Below are 23,776 nucleotides of genomic sequence, written 5' to 3' on the forward strand. Positions count from 1 at the left end.
GGCCCGGTGAAATTTCGCAATGCCAGGTTTAATGGCTCGAATCGATATGGATTGCTAACATGCTTGTTTAGACGACCGCGAGGCCGATTCCCTGGAGCACCAGCCAGCCAGCGGCCGCCGCACGCCGCGCGCTTCGCGCGGCGTCGGCCGCCATGCCTGCGGCGGCGCCCGGCCAGCCGGTATCGTCGAACGCCGCGGCCGGCACGATCCACGTGATCGGCAGCGGCTCGCGGATCGGCAGCGTGGCGTCTACCGCGCGGGTGAGGCCCATCTGGCCAAGCTGCTGCCGAACGATCCGCGATTCCGTGAGCAGGTCGCCAACCGAAAAGCCCACGTCGCGGATCATCAGCGCGGTCCCGATCGGCAGCGGCTCGGGCAGCGACGGCACGTCGTTGGGCGGCGAAAAAGTGATTTGCAGGGGATAGGCATGGAGCACGCCGCGCAGGTTCACGATCAGGTCGCTTACGGACGATGCGCCGTTGTCGTGCAGCCACTGGTCCAGCAGCGCGCCTGTCATCAGGTCGGGCTGCGCGAAAGCTGCACGCAGATGCGTGAGCAAGCGCGTGCGCCGTTCGTTTTCGAGCGCGGCGGAATCGGCCGGCAGTGCACCGAGCGCGGCCACGATCTCCGCATCGATCCGTCCAGCATCGACCACGTTGCCGCGCGCCGCGCTTACGTGTCCGGTAGGCGGCGTCGAGCGGGCGATGATCGCGCCGCGCCAGAATGCATCCACGCGAATCGCGCTTTCGCCGAGCCCCGACAGCACGAACTGCGAGTCGGTGCGCTCGCCCGTGGCCGAGCGTCCCCAGTATCCATCGAGAGTGGCAACGCGCGGGACCGCGAGGCCGAGCTGGATATCGTCGAAAACCGCGCTGTACGGTCCTTGAATGGGCATCGCGCTGGTGTCGTAAGCCGTCGACGCGATTTGCGCGAGGCTGTCGCTGTCGAAAACACCACCGCGAGCCGCCGGATCAGCGAGCCTGATGAGGAGCGTATCGACGAAGTTCACGCTGGCATCCTTTCTTCGCTAGCCTGCAGACAATCGTGGCACTACGATGAAAACAGACAGCACTGTTTTGAATTGAAATTCAAAAGGCTTTGCCGTGCGTTGAGCGTAGACGATGGGTGAATCTTGTCAAGAAACGGCGAGATTGCGCATCGCTCATTCCTCAGGTGTGAGGCACCTTACGCGCGAATCGTTCGTTGGAGATTATTTAAGCATCTCAGTATCGAATGTTTATTCACGTTTGGACGGATGAAAGCGCTTTCGCAAAGGTCGAAAACAAACTTTGGTATCCGAAACGTGATTGCGCGCGAGGATCGATGGCAATGCGTTTTGCATGCGTAAAGTTTTTCCCGTCGTCCTCGGTTGCATTGCTGATTTCCGGATACGGCGCGTTATCGGCTTGCCAGCACACTCAGAACTTGTGGCGCAACCCGGCCACCACCACGGTTTGGCTTGCAGAACTGGACGGAGAGAACATGTAGACGTCGGCGTTCGCACCGCTGGCCCGCTGGTAGTCGCAGAAAAGGTAGATATCGGTGCGCTTCGAGAGGAAGTAATCCGCACCGGCCTGGATGTTGTTCCAGTGCGGCGCGCGGTTATAGCCGCCATATCGGCCGGCAGTGTACACATAGCCTGTCGAAAGCAGCAGCGACGGAGTTACGCTATATGACGCGCTCACATCGACGTTTACAAGATGCAGGCTGGTCGTGTCGAGATAGTCGTACCGCACGTCGGTCACGAGACCGGAGACGCGCAGTTTCCCCGCCGTGTATTGCGCGCCCGCGCCGAACTCGCGCTGACGCCGTACGCCCACTGAGGGATCCAACGGACTCGAATGGAAGAGCAGGAAGGGGGCACCTGCGTAGTCGTCGGTCAGCGCACCCGAAGGGTTGGCACCCGCGCCAGGGCGATCGTTCTGCAGGTAGATGGCCGCAAGCCTGAACTGGCTTGCCTCGTAAGCAACACCCGAGCTCACCGAGCGATTGAGCGCCCACTGGCCGGCGGCGTTGCTCATGGCGTACATGACCTGCGCGCGCAAACCGCCGACCGTAGGGCTTTGGTATTTGAGCGAATTGTTGTAGCGATAACTGCCGAACACGTCGTCGTTGTCGCCCGGGTGCACGGCAAGCCCCGTTGCGGCAATGGCCGATTCGAAGGGCGCGAGGTAATCGTAAGCGGTGTCGTACTGCCGCCCCGCCGTCAACGTGCCGAAGCGTTCGCTGCTCAGACCCACGTAAGCCTGGCGCCCAAACATGCGGCCGCCCTGTTGAAACTTTCCGGTCGTGATGTCGAAGCCATTCTCCAGCGTGAAGATCGCTTTCACGCCGCCGCCCAGGTCTTCCATCCCGCGCAGCCCGAAGCGGCTGTTCTGGTTCGTACCCGAGACGAGTTTCAGGTTGGCATGGCCGCCCTCGTTGCTGGCCCACGCGAGACCCTCTGAGAGAATGCCGTACAGCGTGATGGAGCCTTGCGCCTGCGCGGGCGCATGCAGAGCCAGCAGGCCGAATGTCAGGATGAAACCGGTTCTCAGGCGCACGAACGCCTTGCATGGGGTTGCAGTCATTGTTCTTTCTGATGGTGATGGGAATACGTTTCCAGCGGCGCTACGATTGGCAGTCCAAAAAATAGTGGACAGGAAAGACGATTCGATTGTCGCGGGACGGGCAGGCCGTCCCGGTGCGGTCTAAAGGAACTTGGGCGGCGAGCCTAGTCGAACGCGCCTGCGAGCAGCGCCCCGTAGCCGTGCGGCCGTTGCGCGAGACCGAGCGTGCGCAAGCAATGCCAGAGCAGCGCCTGGTTGCTGGTCACCACCGGTTTGCCGCGCGCTTCGATGGCGTCGATGACGGGCGCGAGCTGAATGCCCGCGCAACTGATCAGGAACGCGTCGACGTTGGCGAGATCCACACGGTTGGCGAGCTCCGCCCAATGCTCCGGCGGCAGCATGCCTTGCTCGACCGGCGTGGATCGCGGGTCCGAGATTTCACTTACGATCTCGATGCCCGCGCGCGAGAGAAACGCACGCTCCATCTCGACGACCTCGGCCGGATACGGCGTCATCAACGCGACGCGTTTCGCGCCGCAGGCGGTCAGCGCGGCGAGCACCGCGTCGGTGGTGGTGACCGAACGAATGCCGGTTGCCGCGAGAATGCGCCGGTTGATCGCATCAGCCCCGACCGCCATGCTGGCGGCCGTGCAATTCATGGCGATGAGCTCGACAGCGGCTGTGGCGAGCAACCCTGCGTGCGTTTCCACGTCGGCAATGACAGCGGTGTCGCTCTCCAGCGAAGTCCGCGAGAAAGGCATGCGCGTGGTGACGAACTGAACTCCCTCGGGCGCCATCAATTGCACTTCAAAGTCGCACAACCCGCCGGACGGATACAAATGCCCAATGCGGGCCCGAGTGCCAAAACCGAGACTCATAACCAGTTCCGTGACAAGAAAACAGATTTGCCGAAGCACGTGCGCATCATGCGTCGCGCGCGCGCCGCACGTGTTCCGGCGTGGGCGTGAGCAGCACGGCAAGCGATGCGAGCAGCGCGGTCGCGGCGAACATCACGAAATTCCAGAAGGGGGAGATATTCAGACCGGCAAGGTAGCCGCCGATCACCGGGCCGCACATCGCCCCGAAGCGTCCCACGCCCACTGCCCAGCCCGTGCCGGATGCGCGCGCGTGCGGAGCGTAGTAGTTCGCCACGTAGCCGAGCAGCACGAGCGCCACGGCGATACTGCCAAACCCCGCACACGCGACGAGAAGGTAGTTCACTACCATTACGCTTTTATACGAGAGCGCGGCGATCGACACTGCACCGACGAGAAACGCCGAGGCGATCGTGAGGCGCGGGCCGAAGCGGTCTGCAATACGCCCGATCGCCACGCCGCCCATTGCCGCCGCAAGATTGAACACCGCGAAGAACGACAGGCTCGAGCCAAGATCGTAACCGTTCTTGCGCATGATCTGCGGTAGCCACGTGCCCAGGCCGTAGACAAGCATGATCGCCATGAACTGCGCGGCCCATAGGCAGAGCGTGCCCATCGCGTTCTTGCGCGAGAACACTTCATGCAGTACCTCTCGAAACTGCGCCTTTTTCTGCTCACCCGGTGCGCCGCGCGCCGGTTCGCTCATGCCGAGCCGCACGGCAAGCTTACGCGCATCCTCATGGCGGCCTTTGCGCACGAGGAACTCGAGCGACTCGGGCAGCCACATCATCAGCACGGGCACGAAAAGCAGAGGTGTTGCGCCGATGGCCACGACCGCGCGCCAGCCAAAACTCTCGATGAACGCCATGCCGGAGAGCGCCGAAACGAGCGCGCCGATCGGATAGCCCGAGTACATGATCGCGAAGTTCAGGTTGCGCCGCTTCGGCGGCGAAAACTCGATGGTCAGTGCTGCCGCCACGGAAATGACGCCGCCGAGTCCAAGGCCGCCTATGCCGCGCATGAGCGCGAAGATGGCAGGGGTTGGCGCCCACACCGCGCCGAGCATCGACAGCGAAAACAGGGCGACGCAACCAATGAGGAGTTGCTTGCGGCCCGCGAGATCGCTCAGAAGGCTGATGAAGTAAGCGCCGAAAAGCGTGCCGACGAGCGCAGCGCTGCTCATCTGGCCGATTTCCAGCGGCGTGAGGTGCCAGTGCGTATCGGCCAACAGCGAGGGGACGATCGTGCCCATTACGCCGATGTCGTAGCCCTCGGAGACGATGGCGACCCAGCATAGCGCGAGGACGAGGCAGGTTGTGCGCAGCGGGATGGTTTGGGCGGGGCTTTCGGCCGCCGCATCGGCAACGTGCATGACATCTCCGGGTGATTGGGAAATATGGAATCGGAACGGGCGCTATGCGGACCGCCCAGGCGATGCCATGGCGCGTCAGACTCAGCGACTCGAATAAATAGTGGCATTCATTATTTTTGAGCGCAAACCAGTGTTAACCCTGATTAATATCAAATTGCTCCCTGCGTGGCGCGATAGGGAGCAGGAAAAAAGCCATAAATTCAGGGGAATTGTGGAGTCTGCGCGGGAGGCCGTGCGCCGCGGTAAACGCGCGGCGCTGGAATTGTGTGAATCGTATTAGTTATACGCTTTCCGCACGCTTGCGACGCGTGCGTGGCGCCGGTACCTCCGGCCCCAGCACGAGGTCGACCATGAGCGCCGCAACGGCTTCGAGGTCGCGCGTGTCGCCGATGCGGCTGTTGATCGCAAAGCCGTCGTGCGCCATCCACAGCACATGCGCGAGCAGCTTGTTGGTTGCCACATGGGCGACCTCGGGCGGCAGGCTCTCGACGATCAGTTCCGTCACGAAGTCTTCACAACGCGCGAGCAGGTCGTTGGGCTTGGGCGTGCCGCGCGGCGCGCTCGCGAGCGCTTCGATCATGGCGTTCGCGAACGAGTAGTCGGCGGCCGGAATATCGCCCCAAAGCCCCAGTACGATGCGGCGTAGGCGCGTGCGCGGCGTGGGGAACTTGCGTACCGCGTCGCGCAGCGTCTCGAGCTGCTGCATCAGCCACGGCGTATAGATCTCGTAGAAGATCAGCAGCTTCGAATCGAAATATACATACAGGTTCGCGACCGTCATGCCCGCAGCGCGGGCAATTTCCGTCATTGTCGTCGCCGTGTAGCCCTTGCGGCAGAACAGATCGAATGCCGCGGCGACGATTGCGTCGCGCACGTCTGCCTTTTTGACTTGTGCCATCCATGTCCCCTGTGCGGCCGCCGCTTCCCGCGCGGCCCTGTTGTTGAGCGGTCGATCCCGGAGCGTGTCATGACCGGGTTGCATTCGTTATTTTACCAGGCCTCCCGGGCTCGGCATGTCGATCAGCGTTAAGTCTTGGTCCGGATAAATTGATACTTGACAAGGCTAGTGCTTCAAAACAGAATGGCATTTAATTTTGAGAGTTGATTGAACGGAGGCATCGCACCATGAAACCCGAAACGTTTTTCCTCACGGACCGCTATCCCGAGCTTGGCAAAGGCCCGGTGCCGCTCGAACCCTATGTCTCACCCGAGTATTACGAGCGCGAGAAGACGCAGATCTTCAAGAAGACCTGGCTGCAAGTTGGACGTGTCGAAGAGATTCCGCATCCGGGCGACTATTTCGTAAAGGAGCTGGCTGCCTGCGATACCGAAATCATCGTGGTGCGCAACAAGGCCGGCCAGATTCGCGCCATGCACAACGTGTGCGCGCACCGCATGAACCAGCTCGTGTACGACAAGTGCGGCCATACGCGCAAATTCTTCTGCAAGTTCCACGGCTGGGCCTATGACCTCGACGGCAAGCTCACCGGCGTGCCCGACGAAGACTGCTTCTTCGACATGAGGCGCGAGGACTATGGTCTCGCCCAGGTATCGTGCGATGTGTGGCAAGGCTTTATCTTCGTGAACATGGACCCGCAGCCAGCGCAATCGCTGGCCGAGTTCATGCAGCCGGTTTATGGGGAGGTGGAGGGCTACCCGTTCGACAAGCTCACCTGCGGCTTTCAGTGGACGAGCGTTGTGAACTGCAACTGGAAGCTCGCGCTCGATGCATTCCAGGAGGCTTACCACGTTGCCTATGTGCACGGACGCTCGATTGCCGATGCCATTGACCGCAGCGAAGGCGGCAGCATGCGCCCGCTCGACGTGGTATGCGGCGACCTGCACCGGCGGCTTTCGCTCGCCGGCAACCAGAAGTCCGTGTATGGCAACCCCAAGGCCGTGACCTCGGGCGGCGCCGCGGCCGAGCAGGCGCTGGCCGAATCCGCACAGACTCGCCCGATTGCGGCAGCGGCCTTGCGCGCGGCGATCGGCAGCGCGAAGCATGAGTTTCCGCTCGACGCGCTGCCCAAGGGCGTGAACTGGACGAAAAGCGAAAACTGGCTGTTCGACATCAACGTCGTATTCCCCGACTTCTACGTTTCGCTGCGTCCGAACTATTGCCAGGCGTACAACTTCCGGCCCATCGCTCACAACAAAACCCTGTTTGAAGGCCGCGTGTATTACCCGGAGATGACTACCGCGGGCGGGCGCTTCTTCCTCGAGTACATGAAGGTCGCGCTGCGCGACGTCCTGCTGGAAGACATGAGCACGCTGGAGCGCACCCAGCGCGCCGCGGAAACAGGGGCGAAGTCTCACATGATTCTTCAGGATAGCGAAATTCTGGTCCGGCATGGCGCGCACGTCGTCGACCGGCTTGTCGCTGCTGCCATCTGAACTCACGCCCGCCTTTAAATCCTGAGGATTTTTTTATGGAAACGAAGACCATCAATATCGAGGCGCTGCGCGCCACCGCCGCGCCGGTGCCCGAACTGCCAGCGGAATTCGCAAGCCTGCAGTCGTTTGCCGGCTGGGCGCTCGACACGGAAACTGCGCGCAACGTGCGCCGCCACGCCGTGACGATGGACGAGATCCACGCGTTCGTTGCCGCGATGCTGCCCGAAATGGAGCGCATTTTCGCGTGGCTCGATCGCTTCGACATGAACGCCCTGCCTGCCGACGCGCGCGCGCTGATGTGTCTGACGCTCTCACTGGCCGAAGTCGCGCCGGCCGTCGAGTTCTACGCGCAGCAGGCCGTGGTGGACGGGTTCGACCCGCGCCGTTTCGCCGCCGATGAGGCGTTCGTCATGTCGCCCGCGCTGTGAGCGACGCAAGGAGACAAGCATGAGTCAATGCCGCGTTTTCGCCATCGACGACAACCTCAAGGAAGTCGTGGCAGATGGTCTCTACATGAAGCATCTCTTCGGGCAGACGATGAGCGTTGCGGTCGTGAAGTTTGTCGAGGCCGCTGGTCACGCCCTGCCGGTCAAATCGCACCAGCACGGTGAGGAAGCATCGCTGCAGGTGAGCGGTGGCTGCTCGGTGTTCACGGGCGAGGGCGCCGCCACGGACACCGAATTTCCCATGCACGCTGGCGAAGCGCTGCTGATTCCCGCCAACACGCCGCATTACGGTCGCAACCGCTTCGAACCTGCCGGCATGAGCCTGCGCCTGAACGCGGTCACGCCGCCGCGCAAGGAGTATGGCGCGGAAGACACGGTGCCTTACTATCCGCTTGCCGAGCGCAAGGAGCAGCCGTGAGCGAATCATCCTTGCAGCCCTGCCGGCTCGTCAGGCAAGCAGAGTCCGCCACGCGCGGTTCGGCGTTCGACATGAGCATTCGCGAGTTGCGGGGCGGCGAGCGGATCGAAGCGGCCGCCGGACTCGCAGGCGAAGAAGTGGCGGCAATTCTCGAAGGCAGCTTCAGCATTGAAGCGGCTGGCGAGCACTATCGGCTCTCGTCTGGCGAAGCCATCATCATTCCGCCTGGCGCGGCGCGGGCGTGGACCTGCACGTCCGCCACCGGTGTGCTGTATCGCGTGATCAATCAGGGCGGCTTCGCGGCCGGCGAGGCGGGGGCATCATGAGCGCCGCGCGGCATGTAGTGATCGTCGGCGCGGGGCATGCAGGCGGTCGCGTGGCCCAGCATCTGCGCGCGCTCGGCTATCGCGATCGGCTGACGCTGATCGGCGAGGAGACGCACGCGCCCTATGAACGGCCCGCGCTCTCGAAAGAACTGCTGCTCGGCGAAAAGCGCGGCGACGAACTCATGCTCGGCCCCGCTTCGTTCTGGGATGACGCCAGTACCGTCGAGCGCGTGCATGCGCGCGTCACAGGCGTCGACAAGCAGGCGCGGCGGCTCGCGCTCGACGACGGAACGAGCCTCGGCTTCGACGAACTCGTGATCGCAAGCGGCGGCGCACCGCGCATGCTCGACGTGCCGGGTGCGATGCTGCCTGGCGTGATCGGTCTGCGCACGCTCGACGACGGCCTCGCGCTTGCCGAAGCGTTGCGCAGCGTGAAGCGCATCGCCATCGTCGGCGCGGGCGTGATCGGCATGGAGGTGGCGAGCAGCGCGCGCGCGCTCGGTATCGAGGTCACGGTGCTGGAGGCCGGCGAGCGCATTCTCGCGCGCAGTCTGCCGCCCGCGCTTTGCGCATGGCTGCGTGAGCGACACGAATCACAAGGCGTGCGTATCGAGACCGGTGTGCAGGTGCGCGCCATCGCGTCCAACGAGGGCGAGTGCGGCTATATCGTGCAAGCCATGCGAGAGGACGGTACGACGTTCGCATTGCCGGCCCAGCGCGTGCTCGTGGCCGTCGGCATTGAATGTGCGGTGGGCTTTCTGGATGGCACAGGCCTCGCCTCGCGCGAAGGGGTGAGCGTTGACGAGCGCTGCCGCAGCCCGCTCGCGCCGTGGTGCTACGCGGCGGGCGATGTCGCGCAGGCCTGGCATCCGCTTTACGGAAAGCCTGTGCGCCTCGAAACATGGCGCAATGCCGAAAACCAGGCAGCGGCCGTGGCGGGCTTCATCATGGGGCGCAATGAACCGTACATGGAGATCCCGTGGATGTGGACCGACCAGGCTGGGCATAACGTCCAGGTTGTCGGCCTGCCTTCGCGCGACGACGAGGTATGCGTTCGCGCAACGCGCAACGGTCATCCGTCTACGGTGCTGCTGCTGCGCGAAGGATGCGTCACGGGAGGTGTGCTGATCGATAACGGCCGCGAGCGCCGCCATCTCGAAGCACTCGTCGCCCGGCGTGCGAAGCCGGCGCCCGAGCGGCTTGGCGACGCGTCGATTCCGCTCAAGGAGCTTGCACAATGAACGACGCAAGCCTGCACGAGCGCGTGGCGCGCCTCGAAGCCGTCGAGGCGATTCGCGAACTCAAGGCGCGCTACGCGGCACTTGCCGACGCAAAATACACGAGCACCCACGAACGCCAGCCCGCCGACGTGCTGGCACGGGTGGCATGGGACCAGGCACTGTGCTTTACCGAAGACGCCGTGTGGGAAGGTGGTGCGGGATTCGGCGACTCGCTGGTGGGCCGCGCGCAGTTGCACGAGTGGTTCAAGCGCTCGCCGTGGTGCTTTGCGGCGCACTACTACGGCAGTCCACAGTTCGATATTCGCGCGGATGAGGCGAGCGGCACCTGGCGGCTGTGGCAACTCGCCATGCGCGAGGACACGCGCGAGGTCGTGCTGCTTGCCGCCGTCACGCGAGAACGATATCGGCGCGACGCCGATGGCGCATGGCGTTGCGCTTACATGAATTTCGCACAGATCCACCTTGCGCCGCTCGGCGCCGGTGCGAGCGCGCTCGCCGCGACGCTTGCGGCGCTCGACGCTGCTCGATCAGTGCGCGCGTGATTACGTGAATTTTCAACAGGAAACCGGAATATGTGTACCCTGACAATCGCACATGACGAAGCCCACAGCGAAGCCAACCCGGCCGCCCAGCCGGTGCATTGGTATCGCGCCGGCGAGGTGGCCACGCTCTTCGCAGCCGGCCCGAGCTGCGGCGTGCGCATCGAGCATCATGAGCTGGCGCTCTTCGAGATCGACGGCACGGTCTACGCCCTCGACGACATCTGCACGCATGGCCACGCACGCCTTTCCGAAGGCGAGTTCGAAGGCCATGAGGTTGAATGCCCGTTGCACGCAGGGCTGTTCGACGTGCGCAACGGCCGCGCGCTATGCGCGCCGCTCTCGCGTGACGCTCGCTGCCACGCCGTGAAGGTTGAGGACGGCGTAGTGTTTGTCAACACCGAAGCACTGCAGGAGAGAGCGTGATGCAGGCGCCAGGCAATCGCGCCGCGCTGGCTGTTCGTGGCAAGCCGCGGGTCGCCGTGATCGGCACGGGCGGCACGTTCGCGATGCAGGCACGCCATCGTTTCGACTGGATCGAATATGGCGAAAGCGGCGTCGTCCGATCGATTGACGAACTGATGGACGAGATGGGCGCGCTCGGCAACGTTGCAGACACTGTCGAACTCGTACCCGTTCCGTTTCGGGCGCTGGGCAGCACGGCCATCGCGCCAGCCGACTGGCTGGCGCTGGCGAAGCTGATCCGGCGCACAGCCGCCGCGGACCCTGGCATTGCAGGCTTCGTCGTCACGCATGGCACCGCCACGCTCGAGGAAACCGCGTGGTGTCTCGATCTGCTGCTCCATCTCGATGTGCCGGTGGTCATCACGGGCGCGCAGCGCCCGTTGAATACGGCCGGCAGCGACGCGCCCGGCAACCTGCGCGCGGCGCTCGCGCTCGCGCAGTCAGATGAGGCCCGTGGCGCGGGCGTGCTCGTGGTCATGAACAGCCAGGTGTTTGCCGCACGCGACGTGACGAAGGCCGCAAGCTTCGAGCTTGGCGCATTCGAGGCGCCGCAGTTCGGTCCGCTTGGGCGCGTCGAGGCTTCGGGGCGCGTCGTCATGCGGCGCGGGCGCGTCGGCGCCGGACCAAGTCTGCCGCTCGACATGGAAACACTCGGCACGCTGCCGCGCGTCGATATCGTGCTCTCGTACGCGGGTGCCGACGCCGTGGCGATCGACGCCTTCGTTGCTGCGGGCAGCCGCGCGATAGTAAGCGCCGGCCTGGTGCCGGGACGCCCTGCAGCGGCGGAGCAGGCCGCGCTCGCCCGCGCGGCGAAAAGCGGCGTGGTGGTGGTGCAATCGAGCCGCGCAGCGCGCAGCGAAGTGCCAACCCAGGCGTTCCTCGAAGCAGCCGGCGTGCTCGCGGGCGGTGACCTTGCCCCGCAGAAGCTGCGTGTTCTGCTGATGCTCGCGCTGAGTTGTACGAACGATCGCGCGCAGATCCAGCGATGGATCGATGAGGCGTAAGACGGATCCCTGTGAATCCGCCAGGAGCGGTATTAGCCGTGACCGCATCGACGATGTTCACGGCAACGATGCCTGGACCAATTTTCCCTAATTTCAGGAGACAGAATGATGAGCGCACAAGTATTCGGCTCGAAGGAAGTGCACAGCCTGCTGATGGCGGCCGCGAATCTCAATGGCGGCAGCGGCAACGCGCGTTTGCAGCAGATCGTCCATCGATTGCTGCGCGATCTCTTCATGGCCATCGACGATCTCGACATCACGCCAGATGAAATCTGGTCCGGCGTGAACTATCTGAACAAGCTCGGCCACGATGGGGAAGCGGCGCTGCTCGCAGCCGGGCTCGGTCTCGAGAAGTACCTCGACATTCGCATGGACGCCGCGGACAAGGCAGTTGGTCTGGAAGGCGGCACGCCACGCACTATCGAAGGCCCGCTTTATGTGGCGGGCGCGCCGGTGCGCGAGGTCGTATCGGCCATCGCCATCGATCCGGATGAGGACGCAGGGCCGCTGGTGATTCACGGCACGGTCACGGATATGGCCGGCAAGCCACTCGCTGGCGCCCTGGTGGAATGCTGGCATGCGAACTCGAAGGGCTTCTATTCGCACTTCGATCCGACCGGCGTGCAGAGCGATTTCAACTTGCGCGGCGCGGCGAGGACGGGCGCGGACGGCAAATACGAATTTCGCACGCTCATGCCCGTAGGCTATGGCTGCCCACCGCACGGTGCGACGCAGCAACTGCTGGACGGGCTCGGCCGCCATGGCAACCGCCCGGCCCACGTGCACTTCTTCGTCACGGCCGAAAATTCGCGCAAGCTCACTACGCAATTCAATATCGAAGGTGACCCACTGACCTGGGATGACTTCGCCTACGCTACGCGCGAGGAGCTTATTCCGCCCCTGGTCGAGAAGACCGGCGGTACGACGCTGGGTCTGAAGGGCGATACGTACAAGGCCATCGAGTTCAATATCACGCTCACGCCGCTGGTTCAGGGTAAGGACAACCAGATCGTCAATCGGCTGCGCAAGGCCGCTGCGGCGTAACGTCCAAGCCGCAAAGCCCGAAAAGACGATTGCATCCGTGAAATTGTCGTGCTAATTTTTCATGAAATTAAGCCGATTAAATTTCACGGATGCTGCCATGTTCGTCGAATCGACCCGTCATGTGGAAAGCTATTACGCCCGCACGCTGCCCGGCGAGGCGCCGGAGCGCCCGTCCCTCGCGGGCGAGTGCGACGCCGACATCCTGATCGTCGGTGCGGGTTTCAGCGGGTTGCATACGGCGCTGCGGCTGGCGCTAGCGGGCCGGCGCGTGGTGGTCGTGGAGGCGAGCCGCGTGGCATGGGCCGCGTCCGGACGCAACGGCGGGCAGGCGCTGCTCGGCTGGTCGTGCGATATGGGGCCGATCGAGCAGTCGCTGGGACTCGAGGGCGCGCGCGAGCTATGGGACAGCATGCGCTGGGCGGCGCGCGAGGTGCGCGAACTGCCCGCGCGCCACGGCTTCGATATCGACTACCGGCCCGGCAGCCTCTGGACCGCCGTGAAGCGCAACCGCATTGCGCTGCTGGAAGAGGCACGCGACGAAGCCGCGCGCACATGGGGCTACGACGCGTTGCGCGTTATCGCCGAGCCGGACATGTCCGAATGGGTGGGCAGCCCGCGCTATCTCGCGGCGCTTTACGATCCCGAGGCCGGCCACCTCAATCCGCTCAAGCTGGGGCTGGGCATTGCCGCCGCGATCGAGCGCGCGGGCGGGCGCATCTTCGAGCAGACCCGCGTGCAGCAATGGCGCGAAACGCCAACGGGTTTCGTCGCGACCACACCCCATGGCCAGATCCGCGCGGGCACGCTCGTGCTCGCCTGCAACGCTTATATCGACCGGCTCGACCGCGAACTGGCGCGCCGTGTCCTGCCGGTCGGCACGTATCAGGTGGCGACCGCGCCGCTCGACCCGCAACTCGCGCATACGCTCTTGCCGCGCAATAGCTGCGTGATCGATAACCAGTTCGTTCCCGACTACTTCCGGCTGAGCCCCGATCATCGGCTGCTGTTCGGCGGCGCGTGCACGTATCTCGGCGGTATTCCCCAAGACATTCGCGCAGCGATCCGGCCGAGCCTCGAACGCGTTTTCCCGCAACTGCGTGGCGTCGAGCTCGAATACGCGTGGGGCGGCCATATCGATATCAGCATCCGGCGCACGCCGGACGTGGGGCACGCGCGCGGGCGCTACTGGCTCCAGGGTTTCTCGGGGCACGGCGTGCTGCCCACGCTGGCCGCGGCGCGAGCCGTGTCCGATGCGATCCTCGGCGACACGCGCTTGCTCTCGCGCTACGAGGCCATCCATAATCCGCGTTTTCCGGGCGGCGACGCGCTGGCCGCGCCGCTCGAAGCGCTCGGCAAGCTTTGGTATCGCATGCGCGACGTAGTCTGAATGAGGTATTCGGCATGGACAAGGAAGAAGAGATCGAGGGCCTCGCGATCCTCATTCGCGATCTGCGCAAGCACAAGAAGGTGACGCTGGCCGATCTCGCGCAACGGATCGGCCGCTCGGTGGGTTTTCTCTCGCAGGTCGAGCGCGGCATGTCGCGGCCCACGGTCGCCGATCTCACCGCCATCGGCGAGGCGCTGCAAACGCCGACCACGTACTTCTACAGCGTGAGCAAGCCGCGCGCGCTACCGTGGGTCACGCGGCCCGGCGAGCGGCGCACGCTTTACTACGGTGGCGGCATCACCGATGTGCTGGTTTCGCCGAGCATGTCGTCGGGCTTTTCGATGCTGGAGAGCCTGCTGGAGCCGGGCGCCACGAGCGGCGAACGCCCGGTGGACGACAGCGACGAGCAGGGCGGTTTCGTGCTCGAAGGTGAGCTCACCATCTGGCTCGATGGCGAGGATGAAGCGGTCACGCTCAAAGCCGGTGACAGCTTCCAACTGCCGGCGCGCTGCCGCTTCAGTTACGCGAATCGCTCGGACAAGGACGCGCGCGTGCTTTGGGTGTTCACCTGAGGCCCGATTCGATGACTGCCTCGACGCCTGCCTGATACGTCGCTACGAGAGACACGCGCTTTGCCGGCGCGCGCGTGTTCATCATGATTTGGAGTCCGGATTAAATGGCAGGTCCACCATTTCCCGCTAAAGAGGAACTCGACGTGAGCACCACCGCAACTGACCTCGTGAGCGAAGTACGCGCCTTTCGTGCGGCCCATTCCGACGTGCAATACGTCGACCTGATCTGCCTCGACATCCCCGGGCATTTCTACGGCAAGCGTTACCCCATCGCCATGCTCGAGAAAGTGGCCGCCGGCGCACTGCTCAAGCTGCCGCAAAACTGCATCTTGCTCGGTGCGCAAGGCGGGGTGTATCCGATCGGCGAATACTGCTTCCACGACGGCGATCCCGATGTGCCGCGCCGCCTGGTGCCGGGCACGCTCAAGCGGGTTCGTTGGGAGCAGCAGCCGCTCGCGCAAATGCTCATTACCTCGGACGGCACCGCGACGCCCATCGGCTTCGAACCGCGCCAGGTGCTCGCCCGCGTGCTCGACCGTTTTGCGAAGCGCGGCCTGAAACCCGTGGTCGCGTTCGAGTTGGAGTTCTATCTGTTCGATGCGAAGCTGAGCGAAGGGCTGCCCCGTCATGCGCGCGATCCACTGTGCGATGACGAAGACAATCAGCCGAACATGCATATCGAGCGCCTTTCGCGTTTCGCGCCCGTGCTGCACGAGATGGTCGAGACCGCGCGCGAGCAGGGTGTGGACGCAACGGTCATCACCGCCGAGCTCGGGCCGGGGCAATTCGAAATCAACTTTGGCCATTGCTACGATGCATTGCGCGCGGCGGACTGGTCAGCGCTCTTTTGCCGGAGCACGCGCGCAGTGGCGCTGCGGCACGGCTATCGGGCGAGCTTCATGTCGAAGCCATTTCTCGATGCGCCCGGCAGCGGTATGCACGTGCACGTGAGCCTTTACGACGAGGCGGGCCGCAACGTGCTCGCCGCGCGAGAGCAGCGCGCGTTGCGGCATGCCGTGGCGGGCTGCCTCGCGCTGCTTCCGCATTGCATGCCGGTTTTTGCGTCCAATCACAATGCATTCCGGCGCTATGGCGCGATGGTCAACGCGGCAAGCCGGGCGAGTTGGGGTTTCGAGGATCGCGATGCCTGCATCCGCATTCCCGAATCCGATGAGGCGAATCTGCGCATCGAGCACCGGCTCGCGGGCGCGGATGCCAATCCGTATCTCGTGCTCGCGGCCATTCTCGCGGGCATCGAATATGGCCTGGAAGCGGGCCGCGAGCCGATCGCGTCGCTCAATCGGGACCGCACGAGCGGTGTCGATTTTCCGTGCGACATGCTTTCGGCGGTGGCCGCCATGCGCGGGCATGCCGGCGTGCGGGAGGGGCTCGGCGACGATTTCACCATGGTTTATTGTGAAAATAAACGTCAGGACCACCTCGATTTTATGAATTCGATCGGTGCGCGAGAATATCGCTGGTTTTTGTAAAATAACGCGAAATAGTGACAAAATCGGCGAGAAAATCGCCTGCAGGAATCATTCCCGGCAGTCGCCCAGCCCGTAAGCCCCGTGTGCTTTGCGTTTCGATATGCAACGTAATTTGCCTGTTTGGCCCGTGTGAGGTAGGGTATGCAGGTTTTCTCAACTCAACACAGGTAGCAGATGAACAAACAGGAACTCATTGACGCAGTCGCCGCAAGCACGGGCGAGACCAAGGCAGCCACCGGAGCCGCAATCGACGCGATCCTCGAAGTGGTCACCAAGGCGGTCACGTCGGGCGATTCCGTGCAACTCGTCGGCTTCGGTTCGTTCTCGACCGGCCAGCGTGCTGCCCGCGTGGGCCGCAACCCGGCAACGGGTGCGGAAATCCAGATCGCTGCGGCAAAGACGGTGAAGTTCACGGCTGGCAAGGCATTCAAGGACGCCGTCAACGCGTCGTGATGCGGGCTGCCGCCGCGTGAGGTTGCGGTGGCGAAGCGCATCATAAACCGGGAGCAGGGCGCATGACGCCTCGCTCCCGGTATTCTTTTTGCCGCGCCGAATCGCCAGGTGTCCGTCTGGTTATTTCAGTTCATTACAGTGACCGTCGTTGGCTGCCGGGCTGTCCCGGTCCGCATCACCCGCATCGCCTGCATCATTCGCCCCAGTGCGCTGCAATTCGTTGCGCCGCCGTTTGGCCTCATACATGGCTGCGTCCGCGGCACGCAACATTGCTTCCACGCTTTCGCCTTCCTCGCAGCTTTGCCAGCCCAGCGAAAAACTCAATCGCGGTCCGCCGTAGAACTGGTTGTTCAATTCCACCAGCTTGGTGATGCTTTGCGCAACGACTTCGGCGTCGCGCGGACCGCTGCCGGGCATCAGCACCACGAATTCGTCGCCGCCGATGCGTGCGGCGTGGTAAGGCTTTTGAATCGCTTTTGTCAGCACCTCGCCTGCGCGGCGTAGCAACGCGTCGCCGGCGGCGTGGCCCAACTGGTCGTTGACGGCCTTCAGGTTGTCCATGTCCACGACGATCGCGCTCACCGGGAACGGCCCCTTGCGCTGCAGGCGGTTCATTTCATCCACGTAGAACGAGCGGTTCTTCAGTTTCGTGAGCACGTCGTGCTTGCCGAGGAATTCGAGGTAGGCTTCGGCCTTCTTGCGTGCGGTAATGTCGGTGAGCGCGAGCAGTACGAGATCCCACGACTCTTCGTGACCGGGAAACACCGAGAATTGCAGATGCACGTTGAGCGCGCTGCCATCAAGTGCGTAATTGACGACCTCGCGCTGCTGAAAGAGACGGCCTTCCCATAGATCGAGAAGCTGCTCGCGAAAATACGGGCGCATGTCGTCACGGAACACTTCGGGCAGGCGCGAGAGCAGCGTGTCCTTGTCGGGTGCGCGATACATGCCGAGTGTGTAGTGATTGACGTCGATCACCTGGATCTCGTTCATGCAGCGCTCGACGAATTCAGGGTGCACGTCGGTAAATGTTCTGAAATCGACGATGCCTTGCATGCGCACTTCGTCCAGCAGTTGGCGAATCGCCGTGAAATTCTCGACCCATAGCGATACTGGCGCATGCTCGAAGATCCCGTGCGCGTATTGCTCGCTCATGGCGGCGCGATGGCGTGCATCCTCCAGTGCGGAGACGTCTTCGATCGAGACGAGCACGCGGCTCCAGTCGCCTTCGTGACCGGGCAAAATCACGCCGCGCAGCAGGATGTCCATGCGCCGGCCACCGAGCGTGTAGTTCACGCTCTTGCTCCGGAACGTCGTGCGGCCTTGCCACATTTGCTCGAGTTCGCCCACGTGCGCCTGGAACATGTCGTCGCGCAGCACGTCGGCAAGACGCGCGGTGAGCTCCTCATGGCTGCGCGCGCCGTAAAGCGCAAGCGTATGCCGGTTGACCTTCAGCACGCGGATGCAGGCCGAGCATTCGGCTACGCGGCGCGGGTCTTCTTCGAGCCACGCGCGCAGATTCGTGACGCCCGCTTCGCGCCACCGGTCGAACAGGGCGCGCAACTGGCTATAGTCTTCGAGCCAAAGCGAGGTGGGGGTGACGTCGAAGAAGTCGAGCAGGTCGACGCCCATGTTGGCAAAGCTGGCGGCGGTTGCCTGTGTGCCTTGTTGCATGTTTCGTGCGTTGAGAGAGGGATGGCGCGAGCGCGGGCGGCGCGGCGGATAACTCGCATCCTACCCGAATACCGGGTGCATGAAACTGCGTTCGTGGCTGACTATGCAACGTGTATCGTTTGCGTATTGAAAGGCGGCCCGGCAGGCAGGGTCGCTTTGCGATTGCGTCCGGCCAGGCGGTAGCGAGCGATGACGTAGCACAGGGAGCAGGTGATCATCGGCCGAGTGATGGGGCAAAGGATGGTTGGACGAACCCGTGTAGCGGACACCGGGTTCGTCGAGATGCCGTGCTCGAGTGGCGCGCGACGCTAAAACTCCGCTTCGCCTGCAGCCAGCTCGAACCCTTCGTTCAGCCACCCCGTGATGCCGCCGATCATGATCTTGACGGGCCGCCCGAGTCGAGCGAGCCGGATCGCGCCGCGTGTTGCGCCGTTGCAATGCGGGCCCGCACAATAGGTCACGAAGAGCGTGTTCAGCAGGTAGCCTTCGAGCTTCGAGGCGACGATCTTGCCGTGCGGCAGATTCACCGCGCCCGGCACGTGGCCGCGCGCAAAAAGCGCGGGGCTGCGTACGTCGAGCAGGACGAAGTCCGCCGAGGACGGACTGCCGGACAGCGACGCATACACGTCGGCGCAATCGGTTTCGAAGGCGAGTGAGGCGCTGAAATGCGCGAGCGCCTCGGCGCTCGGTGCAGCGGGGAGTTCGGATACAGGTGACATGCCGGTTGCTTGTTGTGGTGTCGATGGCTTTATTCTCTCGCCTCGCACGGTGATGTCGACAGTGGCGCGATCGACAATTTCCGGTAACATCGCGCCATGTCCGATTCCACTTCTCATCTCGTCGTTGCGCTCGCCTACGACCGTCTTTGCACTTTCGAATTCGGTTGCGTGACGGAGTTCTTCGCACTCGAGCGGCCCGAGCTCGACGTCGCCTGGTATCGCTTCGCCGTGTGTGCTGTCGAGCGTGGGCCGCTGCGCGCGGCAGGCGGCATTACCGTGTCCGCACCCTATACGCTTGCGATGCTCGATCGCGCGCAGACGGTCGTGATACCTGGCTGGCGCGATGCCGGGGAGCGTCCGCCCGAAGCGCTGCTGAGGAAGCTGCGCGCGGCGCATGCACGCGGGGCGCGGCTGTGCTCGATCTGCTCGGGTGTGTTCGTGCTGGCTGCGGCTGGCGTGCTCGACGGCAAGCGCGTGACTACGCATTGGCGTTATGCCGAACGGTTGCAGCAGTGCTATCCGCAACTGCATGTCGAACCGGATGCGCTTTATATCGAAGAAGGGCAGGTGTTGACCTCGGCGGGGTCGGCGGCGGGCATTGACATGCTGCTGCACCTCGTGCGCCGCGATCACGGCGCAGCTGTGGCCAATCGCGTGGCGCAACGGCTGGTCGTGCCGCCGCATCGCGAGGGCGGCCAGGCGCAATACGTGCCGCGTCCGATGCCGCACGACGAAGCCAGTCCGCTTGCCAAGCTGATGGATTGGGTTCGCGCCAATCCTCGCCTCGACCACAGCGTGGCTTCGCTCGCGACGCGCGCTGCGATGAGCGCGCGCACGCTGCAGCGGCAGTTTCTCGATGCGACGGGGATGGGGCCTTACGCCTGGGTGGTGCGGGAACGTGTGAGCCTCGCGCGCGATCTGCTCGAATCGCGGCCAAACTTGCCCATGGACCGTGTGGCGGATCTGGCGGGCTTCGGCTCCGAGGAGTCGCTGCGACGGCATTTCCGGCGCATCGCGCTTACGAGTCCCGCCGCGTATCGCGAGCAATTCGCCCACGGTGCGCAAAGCAAGCGGCCGCGCGCCCCAGGCGCAAAACGGCGCGCTTCCCAGTCCGGGTAAATCATCCACTGATGCATCAGTACTCCAGAACAATCTTCCCGAAGTGCCCACCTGCCTGCTGCAGACGGAACGCATCGGCAATCGCCTCCAGCGGGAACGAGCGGTCGATCACGGGCTTGATGCCGGTGGCGTCGATGGCGCGCACGAGCTCGATCTGATGCTGCCGGTTCCCGACGATCAACCCTTCCAGGCGCTGCTGGCGGCGCATCATTGTGCCGGTGGGCACCGGGCCCGCGATACCGGTCAGCACGCCGATCAGCGCAATATGCCCGCCAACGCGTGTAGCCAGGATCGACTGTTCGAGCGTTCCGGGTCCACCGACCTCGACCACGTGATCGACGCCGCGTCCATTCGTGAATTCCAGCACTTTGCCCGCCCATTGCGGCTCGCTGCGATAGTTGATGGTGTGGTCCGCACCGAGTTTCCGCGCGCGCTCGAGCTTCTCGTCGGATGACGAGGTGGCGATCACGGTCGCGCCCATCGCCTTGGCGAATTGCAGTGCGAACACCGACACGCCGCCCGTGCCCAGCACCAGCACCGTGTCGCCGGCCTTGAGCGCGCCGTTCACAACCAGCGCACGCCATGCGGTCAGCCCCGCCGTGGTGAGCGTGGCCGCTTGGGCGTGACTGTAGCCGCGCGGGCTGTGCGTGAAGGCCGTGGCGGGTGCGACCACGGCTTCGCGCGCGTAGCCATCGACGCCGTCACCTGGTGTGGCGGAGAAGTCGGCAAGCGTGGGCTCGCCGTCGAGCCATGGCGGGAAGAACGTGGACACCACGTGGTCTCCCACGGCGAATTCGCTTGCGCCAGGACCCACGGCTTCGACCACGCCCGCGCCGTCGGACATGGGAACGCGCCCGTCGGCGGCGCCCATTTTCCCGAGCACCACGCCCAGGTCATGGTAGTTCAGCGAACTGGCGTGCAGACGCACGCGAATTTCACCAGCCTGCGGCTCGCCTGGCGGGGCGAGATCCACGAGCTTGAGATTGTCGAGCCCGGCGGGCGCGATCAGCTGGATGGCTTTCATGACGATCTCCTGGTACGCGCCGCAGCGCGGCGTCGCGGGTGTTGGCGAGCTTGCCGTTGCGAACAACAGAACGAAGCATAGACGCGTGCGCGTGACGGAGTTCGAGAAGAGGCCTGCCTGAAAGCCATTGTTGCCCTGGAGGCCGGTGGTTCACTTTAATCGTTTACGTTTGACTAATTGATTAGCTATTGACAAATAAATTACGTCGCTCCTATGATGCGCCAACGGTAGTCGCAAGAGGCACGGCGGCGCAGCAATCATCCGTACCAGAATCCGGGCGGCCGTTAGTGGAGATTTCATCGAGTCATTCCGAAGGCGCGTCAGACGCCACTCAACGGAGATCCGCGTGGCGCGGATTTCCCAAAAATCTGGAGACAGGCACATGCCGCAATCGATCATCACGGACCGCGCATCCGACCCCACGCTCGCGCCGTCCGCCGCCGCTTCCCCGACCAGCGACGACCTGCTGTACCGCAAAGTCGCGTGGCACGTCATTCCGTTTTTATTCGTCTGCTACGTCGTATCGTTTCTCGATCGGATCAACATCGGCTTTGCGCAGTTGCAGATGAAGCACGACCTCGGCTTCAGCGACGCGATGTACGGACTCGGCGCGGCCATTTTCTACGTGGGGTACGTGCTGTGTGAGGTGCCGAGCAATTTGCTGCTCGCACGCTTTGGCGCGCGCCGCACGTTCATGCGCATCATGCTGCTGTGGGGCATCGCTTCGACCTGCATGATGTTCGTGCATACGCCCACGCACTTTTACGCGCTGCGTTTCCTGCTTGGCGTGTTCGAGGCGGGTTTCTTCCCCGGCATCGTGCTGTACCTGACTTATTGGTTTCCGCCGCGCCGCCGTGCTGCGGTGCTTTCGATCTTTTTTGCCGGTGTCGCGGTGGCGGGCGTGCTGGGCGGGCTCGTCTCCGGATGGATCATGCGCGACATGGGTGGCGTCATGGGTCTGGAGGGCTGGCGCTGGATGTTCGCGATCGAGGGCCTGCCCGCTGTGCTGCTGGGCCTCATGGCGGCGTTCTGGCTCGTCGACGGTCCGGAGCAGGCACGCTGGCTCAGCGATTCGGAAAAAGCTCATCTGCTCGCGCAGCGCGACGGAGCGACGCTGGACGCGCGCGCGAGCAAGCACGCAAAGGCGTCGTCACATTCGTTCGGCGCGGCGCTGCGCAATCCGCGTGTCTATCTATTTGCGTTCATCTATTTTTCGCTGACCTGCGCATCGCTCACGCTCAACTTCTGGATGCCGCTGATGATTCGCGACTTCGGCGTGCATGACGTGCTGGCGATCAGCCTCTACACCGTGATCCCGAACGCGATAGGCGCGGTGGGCCTCATGCTGATCGCGCGCCGATCCGATCGACGCGGCGAGCGCCGCTGGCATTTCGCGGCCTGCACCATCGGCGGGGGCGTGGCGCTTTCGCTGCTCACGCTGCACCTGGCGAACTTTGCCGCGATGATGGCGATTCTGTCGCTGGCTGCCGTGCTGATCTTCGCCGCGCTGCCGATTTTCTGGGCCGTGCCGCCTGCTTACCTGACGGGCAAGACAGCGGCTGCTGGCATCGCGCTCATCAGCAGCATCGGCATTACGAGCGGAATCGTGAGTCCGTGGGCGATCGGGCTCATCAAGGTGCATACGGGCAGCATGGACAATGCGCTCTATATGCTTACCGCGCTGCTGGTGGCAAGCGGCGTCGCGTTGCTGGCGGGGGTGCCCCCTGTGCAAAAGGCGCATTGAGCGCGGGCGGGCGGCGCCTCGAGAATCTCCTCGGGCGCCGTTTGGTTCAGATGTCCAGTTCTTCCATGGAGTCCACCCGGTCGTGGTAGAAGGCCAGGTGGTCCTTGATGGGTGCGACGGCGTCGTGCGGCGACTCGTAGGTCCACACCGCGTTGATCGAGCGTTCACCGCCCGGCACGATCGAGTAGTAGTTGCAGTTGCCTTTGTAGGGGCAATACGTGGCATGGTCCGTGCACGCGAGCAGCGACATGTCGGCATCTTCGCGCGGCACGTAGAACACGGCCGGATAGTTCGCTTCGCGCAGCATCAGCGCCCGTCGCGTATCGGCGACGGTCTTGCCCGCGACCTTCACGACCACGCGCAATGGAGAAGGCTCGATCGTGATGGGATGATCCGGGCCAGGAATCTTCACGGTTTTCGTGTGCATGACGGCACTCCTTGCAGGCATGAATCCGGGGCCGGAGCCGGCTGATGCGGCTCGGCCGATGCCTTGCAGTGTAGGGCGAAAACCGGTTTCGCCGCCTGGTGCACGCAGTGTGTCGTGCTGCATCGAGTGGTATCGGTGATAGTGATATTCCTTGTTTATGCTTATGAGCGATATTGGCAAAATATCGCCTACAGGCATATACTTGTTTTATGCTTTTCAGGAATATCCCATGAAGATCATCGTCCATACGCCGACGGGGCTCGCCGAGATCCTGCAGTCGGCCAGAAAGGCGTGCGGCATGACCCAGGCGCAGGCAGCCGCCTCGCTCGGCATCGGGCAGCCGCGCCTGTCCGCGCTCGAAACCACTGGCACAGCGAGTATCTCGCTTAATCAGATGCTTGCGCTGTTTGCGCTCTACGAACTCGAACTGTGCGTGCAGTCGCGCGATCACGGCGAGTTGTACGAGGCGCGAGAAGACCGGCCGGAGTGGTAGG

26 protein-coding genes are annotated in these 23,776 nt (G+C 63.7%); 17 read left to right on the forward strand and 9 right to left on the reverse strand.

Annotation, left to right across the window (positions count from 1 at the left end):
- Positions 1-67: 67 nt before the first annotated feature.
- From P5W99_RS32040 to P5W99_RS32060, 5 genes are all read right to left on the reverse strand, one after another.
- Positions 68-1,009: a hypothetical protein gene (locus P5W99_RS32040; RefSeq protein ID WP_421028567.1), complete on the reverse strand. Its 942-nt coding sequence runs from the start codon at positions 1,007-1,009 to the stop codon at positions 68-70.
- Positions 1,010-1,418: 409 nt separating this feature from the next.
- Positions 1,419-2,570, reverse strand: coding sequence for a porin (locus tag P5W99_RS32045; RefSeq protein WP_434666347.1), 1,152 nt, complete (start codon positions 2,568-2,570; stop codon positions 1,419-1,421).
- A gap of 143 nt (positions 2,571-2,713) precedes the next feature.
- On the reverse strand, positions 2,714-3,427 hold the full coding sequence (locus P5W99_RS32050; protein WP_421028569.1) for a maleate cis-trans isomerase family protein: 714 nt from the start codon (positions 3,425-3,427) through the stop codon (positions 2,714-2,716).
- A gap of 46 nt (positions 3,428-3,473) precedes the next feature.
- Entirely contained in the window at positions 3,474-4,796 is a 1,323-nt protein-coding gene (locus tag P5W99_RS32055; RefSeq protein WP_434666351.1) for an MFS transporter, read from the reverse strand.
- Between the two features lie 280 nt (positions 4,797-5,076).
- Positions 5,077-5,694 carry a TetR/AcrR family transcriptional regulator gene (locus P5W99_RS32060; RefSeq protein ID WP_421028571.1) on the reverse strand — a complete coding sequence of 206 codons (618 nt, stop codon included), beginning with the start codon at positions 5,692-5,694 and terminating at the stop codon, positions 5,077-5,079.
- Positions 5,695-5,921: 227 nt separating this feature from the next.
- Here P5W99_RS32060 and P5W99_RS32065 point away from each other — a divergent pair, with 227 nt between their 5' ends.
- The 13 genes from P5W99_RS32065 (at position 5,922) to P5W99_RS32125 (ending at position 16,575) form a co-directional block, all read left to right on the forward strand.
- Complete coding sequence (locus tag P5W99_RS32065) at positions 5,922-7,190, forward strand: aromatic ring-hydroxylating oxygenase subunit alpha (protein WP_434666356.1); 1,269 nt, start codon at positions 5,922-5,924, stop codon at positions 7,188-7,190.
- A 35-nt stretch (positions 7,191-7,225) separates the two neighbouring features.
- On the forward strand, positions 7,226-7,618 hold the full coding sequence (locus tag P5W99_RS32070; protein WP_421028573.1) for a hypothetical protein: 393 nt from the start codon (positions 7,226-7,228) through the stop codon (positions 7,616-7,618).
- Positions 7,619-7,637: 19 nt separating this feature from the next.
- Positions 7,638-8,054, forward strand: a complete 417-nt coding sequence (locus P5W99_RS32075; protein ID WP_421028574.1) for a cupin domain-containing protein — start codon at positions 7,638-7,640, stop codon at positions 8,052-8,054.
- The gene (locus tag P5W99_RS32080; protein WP_421028575.1) at positions 8,051-8,380 is read left to right on the forward strand and encodes a cupin domain-containing protein; all 330 of its coding nucleotides are present in this window, start codon (positions 8,051-8,053) and stop codon (positions 8,378-8,380) included. The genes P5W99_RS32075 and P5W99_RS32080 overlap by 4 nt, the downstream gene beginning before the upstream one ends.
- Positions 8,377-9,621 carry an NAD(P)/FAD-dependent oxidoreductase gene (locus P5W99_RS32085; protein ID WP_434666360.1) on the forward strand — a complete coding sequence of 415 codons (1,245 nt, stop codon included), beginning with the start codon at positions 8,377-8,379 and terminating at the stop codon, positions 9,619-9,621. The genes P5W99_RS32080 and P5W99_RS32085 overlap by 4 nt, the downstream gene beginning before the upstream one ends.
- Entirely contained in the window at positions 9,618-10,163 is a 546-nt protein-coding gene (locus tag P5W99_RS32090) for a nuclear transport factor 2 family protein (protein WP_421028577.1), read from the forward strand. Before P5W99_RS32085 ends, P5W99_RS32090 begins: the two co-directional genes overlap by 4 nt.
- A 30-nt stretch (positions 10,164-10,193) precedes the next feature.
- On the forward strand, positions 10,194-10,586 hold the full coding sequence (locus tag P5W99_RS32095; RefSeq protein WP_421028578.1) for a non-heme iron oxygenase ferredoxin subunit: 393 nt from the start codon (positions 10,194-10,196) through the stop codon (positions 10,584-10,586).
- Complete coding sequence (locus P5W99_RS32100; RefSeq protein WP_434666597.1) at positions 10,586-11,629, forward strand: asparaginase; 1,044 nt, start codon at positions 10,586-10,588, stop codon at positions 11,627-11,629. The genes P5W99_RS32095 and P5W99_RS32100 overlap by 1 nt, the downstream gene beginning before the upstream one ends.
- Before the next feature lie 108 nt (positions 11,630-11,737).
- Positions 11,738-12,673 carry a catechol 1,2-dioxygenase gene (gene catA, locus P5W99_RS32105; RefSeq protein ID WP_421028792.1) on the forward strand — a complete coding sequence of 312 codons (936 nt, stop codon included), beginning with the start codon at positions 11,738-11,740 and terminating at the stop codon, positions 12,671-12,673.
- Positions 12,674-12,770: 97 nt separating this feature from the next.
- Positions 12,771-14,060, forward strand: coding sequence for an NAD(P)/FAD-dependent oxidoreductase (locus P5W99_RS32110; protein WP_421028579.1), 1,290 nt, complete (start codon positions 12,771-12,773; stop codon positions 14,058-14,060).
- Positions 14,061-14,074: 14 nt separating this feature from the next.
- The gene (locus P5W99_RS32115; protein WP_421028580.1) at positions 14,075-14,632 is read left to right on the forward strand and encodes a helix-turn-helix domain-containing protein; all 558 of its coding nucleotides are present in this window, start codon (positions 14,075-14,077) and stop codon (positions 14,630-14,632) included.
- Positions 14,633-14,775: 143 nt separating this feature from the next.
- The gene (locus P5W99_RS32120; RefSeq protein WP_434666363.1) at positions 14,776-16,122 is read left to right on the forward strand and encodes a glutamine synthetase family protein; all 1,347 of its coding nucleotides are present in this window, start codon (positions 14,776-14,778) and stop codon (positions 16,120-16,122) included.
- Positions 16,123-16,296: 174 nt separating this feature from the next.
- The gene (locus tag P5W99_RS32125; RefSeq protein WP_027818693.1) at positions 16,297-16,575 is read left to right on the forward strand and encodes an HU family DNA-binding protein; all 279 of its coding nucleotides are present in this window, start codon (positions 16,297-16,299) and stop codon (positions 16,573-16,575) included.
- Between the two features lie 120 nt (positions 16,576-16,695).
- On the opposite strand, the gene P5W99_RS32130 is transcribed toward P5W99_RS32125, so the two are convergent.
- On the reverse strand, positions 16,696-18,249 hold the full coding sequence (locus tag P5W99_RS32130) for a diguanylate cyclase domain-containing protein (RefSeq protein ID WP_434666366.1): 1,554 nt from the start codon (positions 18,247-18,249) through the stop codon (positions 16,696-16,698).
- A gap of 308 nt (positions 18,250-18,557) precedes the next feature.
- Positions 18,558-18,968 (reverse strand): rhodanese-like domain-containing protein, encoded by a 411-nt coding sequence (locus tag P5W99_RS32135; protein ID WP_421028583.1) that lies wholly within the window; start codon positions 18,966-18,968, stop codon positions 18,558-18,560.
- Positions 18,969-19,064: 96 nt separating this feature from the next.
- Here P5W99_RS32135 and ftrA point away from each other — a divergent pair, with 96 nt between their 5' ends.
- Complete coding sequence (ftrA, locus tag P5W99_RS32140; RefSeq protein ID WP_434666371.1) at positions 19,065-20,087, forward strand: transcriptional regulator FtrA; 1,023 nt, start codon at positions 19,065-19,067, stop codon at positions 20,085-20,087.
- 16 nt (positions 20,088-20,103) lie between these two features.
- Here the strand turns inward: ftrA and P5W99_RS32145 are convergent, their stop codons facing one another.
- Complete coding sequence (locus P5W99_RS32145) at positions 20,104-21,111, reverse strand: zinc-dependent alcohol dehydrogenase family protein (protein WP_421028585.1); 1,008 nt, start codon at positions 21,109-21,111, stop codon at positions 20,104-20,106.
- On the opposite strand from P5W99_RS32145, the gene P5W99_RS32150 reads away from it, so the two are divergent.
- Positions 21,110-21,232 carry a hypothetical protein gene (locus P5W99_RS32150; protein WP_421028586.1) on the forward strand — a complete coding sequence of 41 codons (123 nt, stop codon included), beginning with the start codon at positions 21,110-21,112 and terminating at the stop codon, positions 21,230-21,232. The genes P5W99_RS32145 and P5W99_RS32150 overlap by 2 nt on opposite strands.
- A gap of 261 nt (positions 21,233-21,493) precedes the next feature.
- Entirely contained in the window at positions 21,494-22,855 is a 1,362-nt protein-coding gene (locus tag P5W99_RS32155; protein WP_434666374.1) for an MFS transporter, read from the forward strand.
- Between the two features lie 46 nt (positions 22,856-22,901).
- On the opposite strand, the gene P5W99_RS32160 is transcribed toward P5W99_RS32155, so the two are convergent.
- Positions 22,902-23,282: a DUF427 domain-containing protein gene (locus tag P5W99_RS32160; protein ID WP_434666377.1), complete on the reverse strand. Its 381-nt coding sequence runs from the start codon at positions 23,280-23,282 to the stop codon at positions 22,902-22,904.
- Positions 23,283-23,511: 229 nt separating this feature from the next.
- On the opposite strand from P5W99_RS32160, the gene P5W99_RS32165 reads away from it, so the two are divergent.
- Positions 23,512-23,775: a helix-turn-helix domain-containing protein gene (locus P5W99_RS32165; RefSeq protein ID WP_421028589.1), complete on the forward strand. Its 264-nt coding sequence runs from the start codon at positions 23,512-23,514 to the stop codon at positions 23,773-23,775.
- Position 23,776: the final 1 nt, after the last annotated feature.

The organism is Paraburkholderia sp. A3BS-1L, from assembly GCF_051125215.1.
Classification (GTDB): Bacteria; Pseudomonadota; Gammaproteobacteria; order Burkholderiales; family Burkholderiaceae; genus Paraburkholderia.

Coding starts and splice junctions, on each gene's coding strand:
- P5W99_RS32045 (WP_434666347.1), bottom strand. CDS start 2,570: ATGACTGCAACCCCATGCAAGGCGTTCGTGCGCCTGAGAACCGGTTTC.
- P5W99_RS32050 (WP_421028569.1), bottom strand. CDS start 3,427: ATGAGTCTCGGTTTTGGCACTCGGGCCCGCATTGGGCATTTGTATCCG.
- P5W99_RS32055 (WP_434666351.1), bottom strand. CDS start 4,796: ATGCACGTTGCCGATGCGGCGGCCGAAAGCCCCGCCCAAACCATCCCG.
- P5W99_RS32060 (WP_421028571.1), bottom strand. CDS start 5,694: ATGGCACAAGTCAAAAAGGCAGACGTGCGCGACGCAATCGTCGCCGCG.
- P5W99_RS32065 (WP_434666356.1), top strand. CDS start 5,922: ATGAAACCCGAAACGTTTTTCCTCACGGACCGCTATCCCGAGCTTGGC.
- P5W99_RS32070 (WP_421028573.1), top strand. CDS start 7,226: ATGGAAACGAAGACCATCAATATCGAGGCGCTGCGCGCCACCGCCGCG.
- P5W99_RS32075 (WP_421028574.1), top strand. CDS start 7,638: ATGAGTCAATGCCGCGTTTTCGCCATCGACGACAACCTCAAGGAAGTC.
- P5W99_RS32085 (WP_434666360.1), top strand. CDS start 8,377: ATGAGCGCCGCGCGGCATGTAGTGATCGTCGGCGCGGGGCATGCAGGC.
- P5W99_RS32090 (WP_421028577.1), top strand. CDS start 9,618: ATGAACGACGCAAGCCTGCACGAGCGCGTGGCGCGCCTCGAAGCCGTC.
- P5W99_RS32095 (WP_421028578.1), top strand. CDS start 10,194: ATGTGTACCCTGACAATCGCACATGACGAAGCCCACAGCGAAGCCAAC.
- P5W99_RS32100 (WP_434666597.1), top strand. CDS start 10,586: ATGCAGGCGCCAGGCAATCGCGCCGCGCTGGCTGTTCGTGGCAAGCCG.
- catA (WP_421028792.1), top strand. CDS start 11,738: ATGAGCGCACAAGTATTCGGCTCGAAGGAAGTGCACAGCCTGCTGATG.
- P5W99_RS32110 (WP_421028579.1), top strand. CDS start 12,771: ATGTTCGTCGAATCGACCCGTCATGTGGAAAGCTATTACGCCCGCACG.
- P5W99_RS32115 (WP_421028580.1), top strand. CDS start 14,075: ATGGACAAGGAAGAAGAGATCGAGGGCCTCGCGATCCTCATTCGCGAT.
- P5W99_RS32125 (WP_027818693.1), top strand. CDS start 16,297: ATGAACAAACAGGAACTCATTGACGCAGTCGCCGCAAGCACGGGCGAG.
- P5W99_RS32130 (WP_434666366.1), bottom strand. CDS start 18,249: ATGCAACAAGGCACACAGGCAACCGCCGCCAGCTTTGCCAACATGGGC.
- P5W99_RS32135 (WP_421028583.1), bottom strand. CDS start 18,968: ATGTCACCTGTATCCGAACTCCCCGCTGCACCGAGCGCCGAGGCGCTC.
- ftrA (WP_434666371.1), top strand. CDS start 19,065: ATGTCCGATTCCACTTCTCATCTCGTCGTTGCGCTCGCCTACGACCGT.
- P5W99_RS32150 (WP_421028586.1), top strand. CDS start 21,110: ATGACGATCTCCTGGTACGCGCCGCAGCGCGGCGTCGCGGGTGTTGGC.
- P5W99_RS32145 (WP_421028585.1), bottom strand. CDS start 21,111: ATGAAAGCCATCCAGCTGATCGCGCCCGCCGGGCTCGACAATCTCAAG.
- P5W99_RS32155 (WP_434666374.1), top strand. CDS start 21,494: ATGCCGCAATCGATCATCACGGACCGCGCATCCGACCCCACGCTCGCG.
- P5W99_RS32160 (WP_434666377.1), bottom strand. CDS start 23,282: ATGCACACGAAAACCGTGAAGATTCCTGGCCCGGATCATCCCATCACG.
- P5W99_RS32165 (WP_421028589.1), top strand. CDS start 23,512: ATGAAGATCATCGTCCATACGCCGACGGGGCTCGCCGAGATCCTGCAG.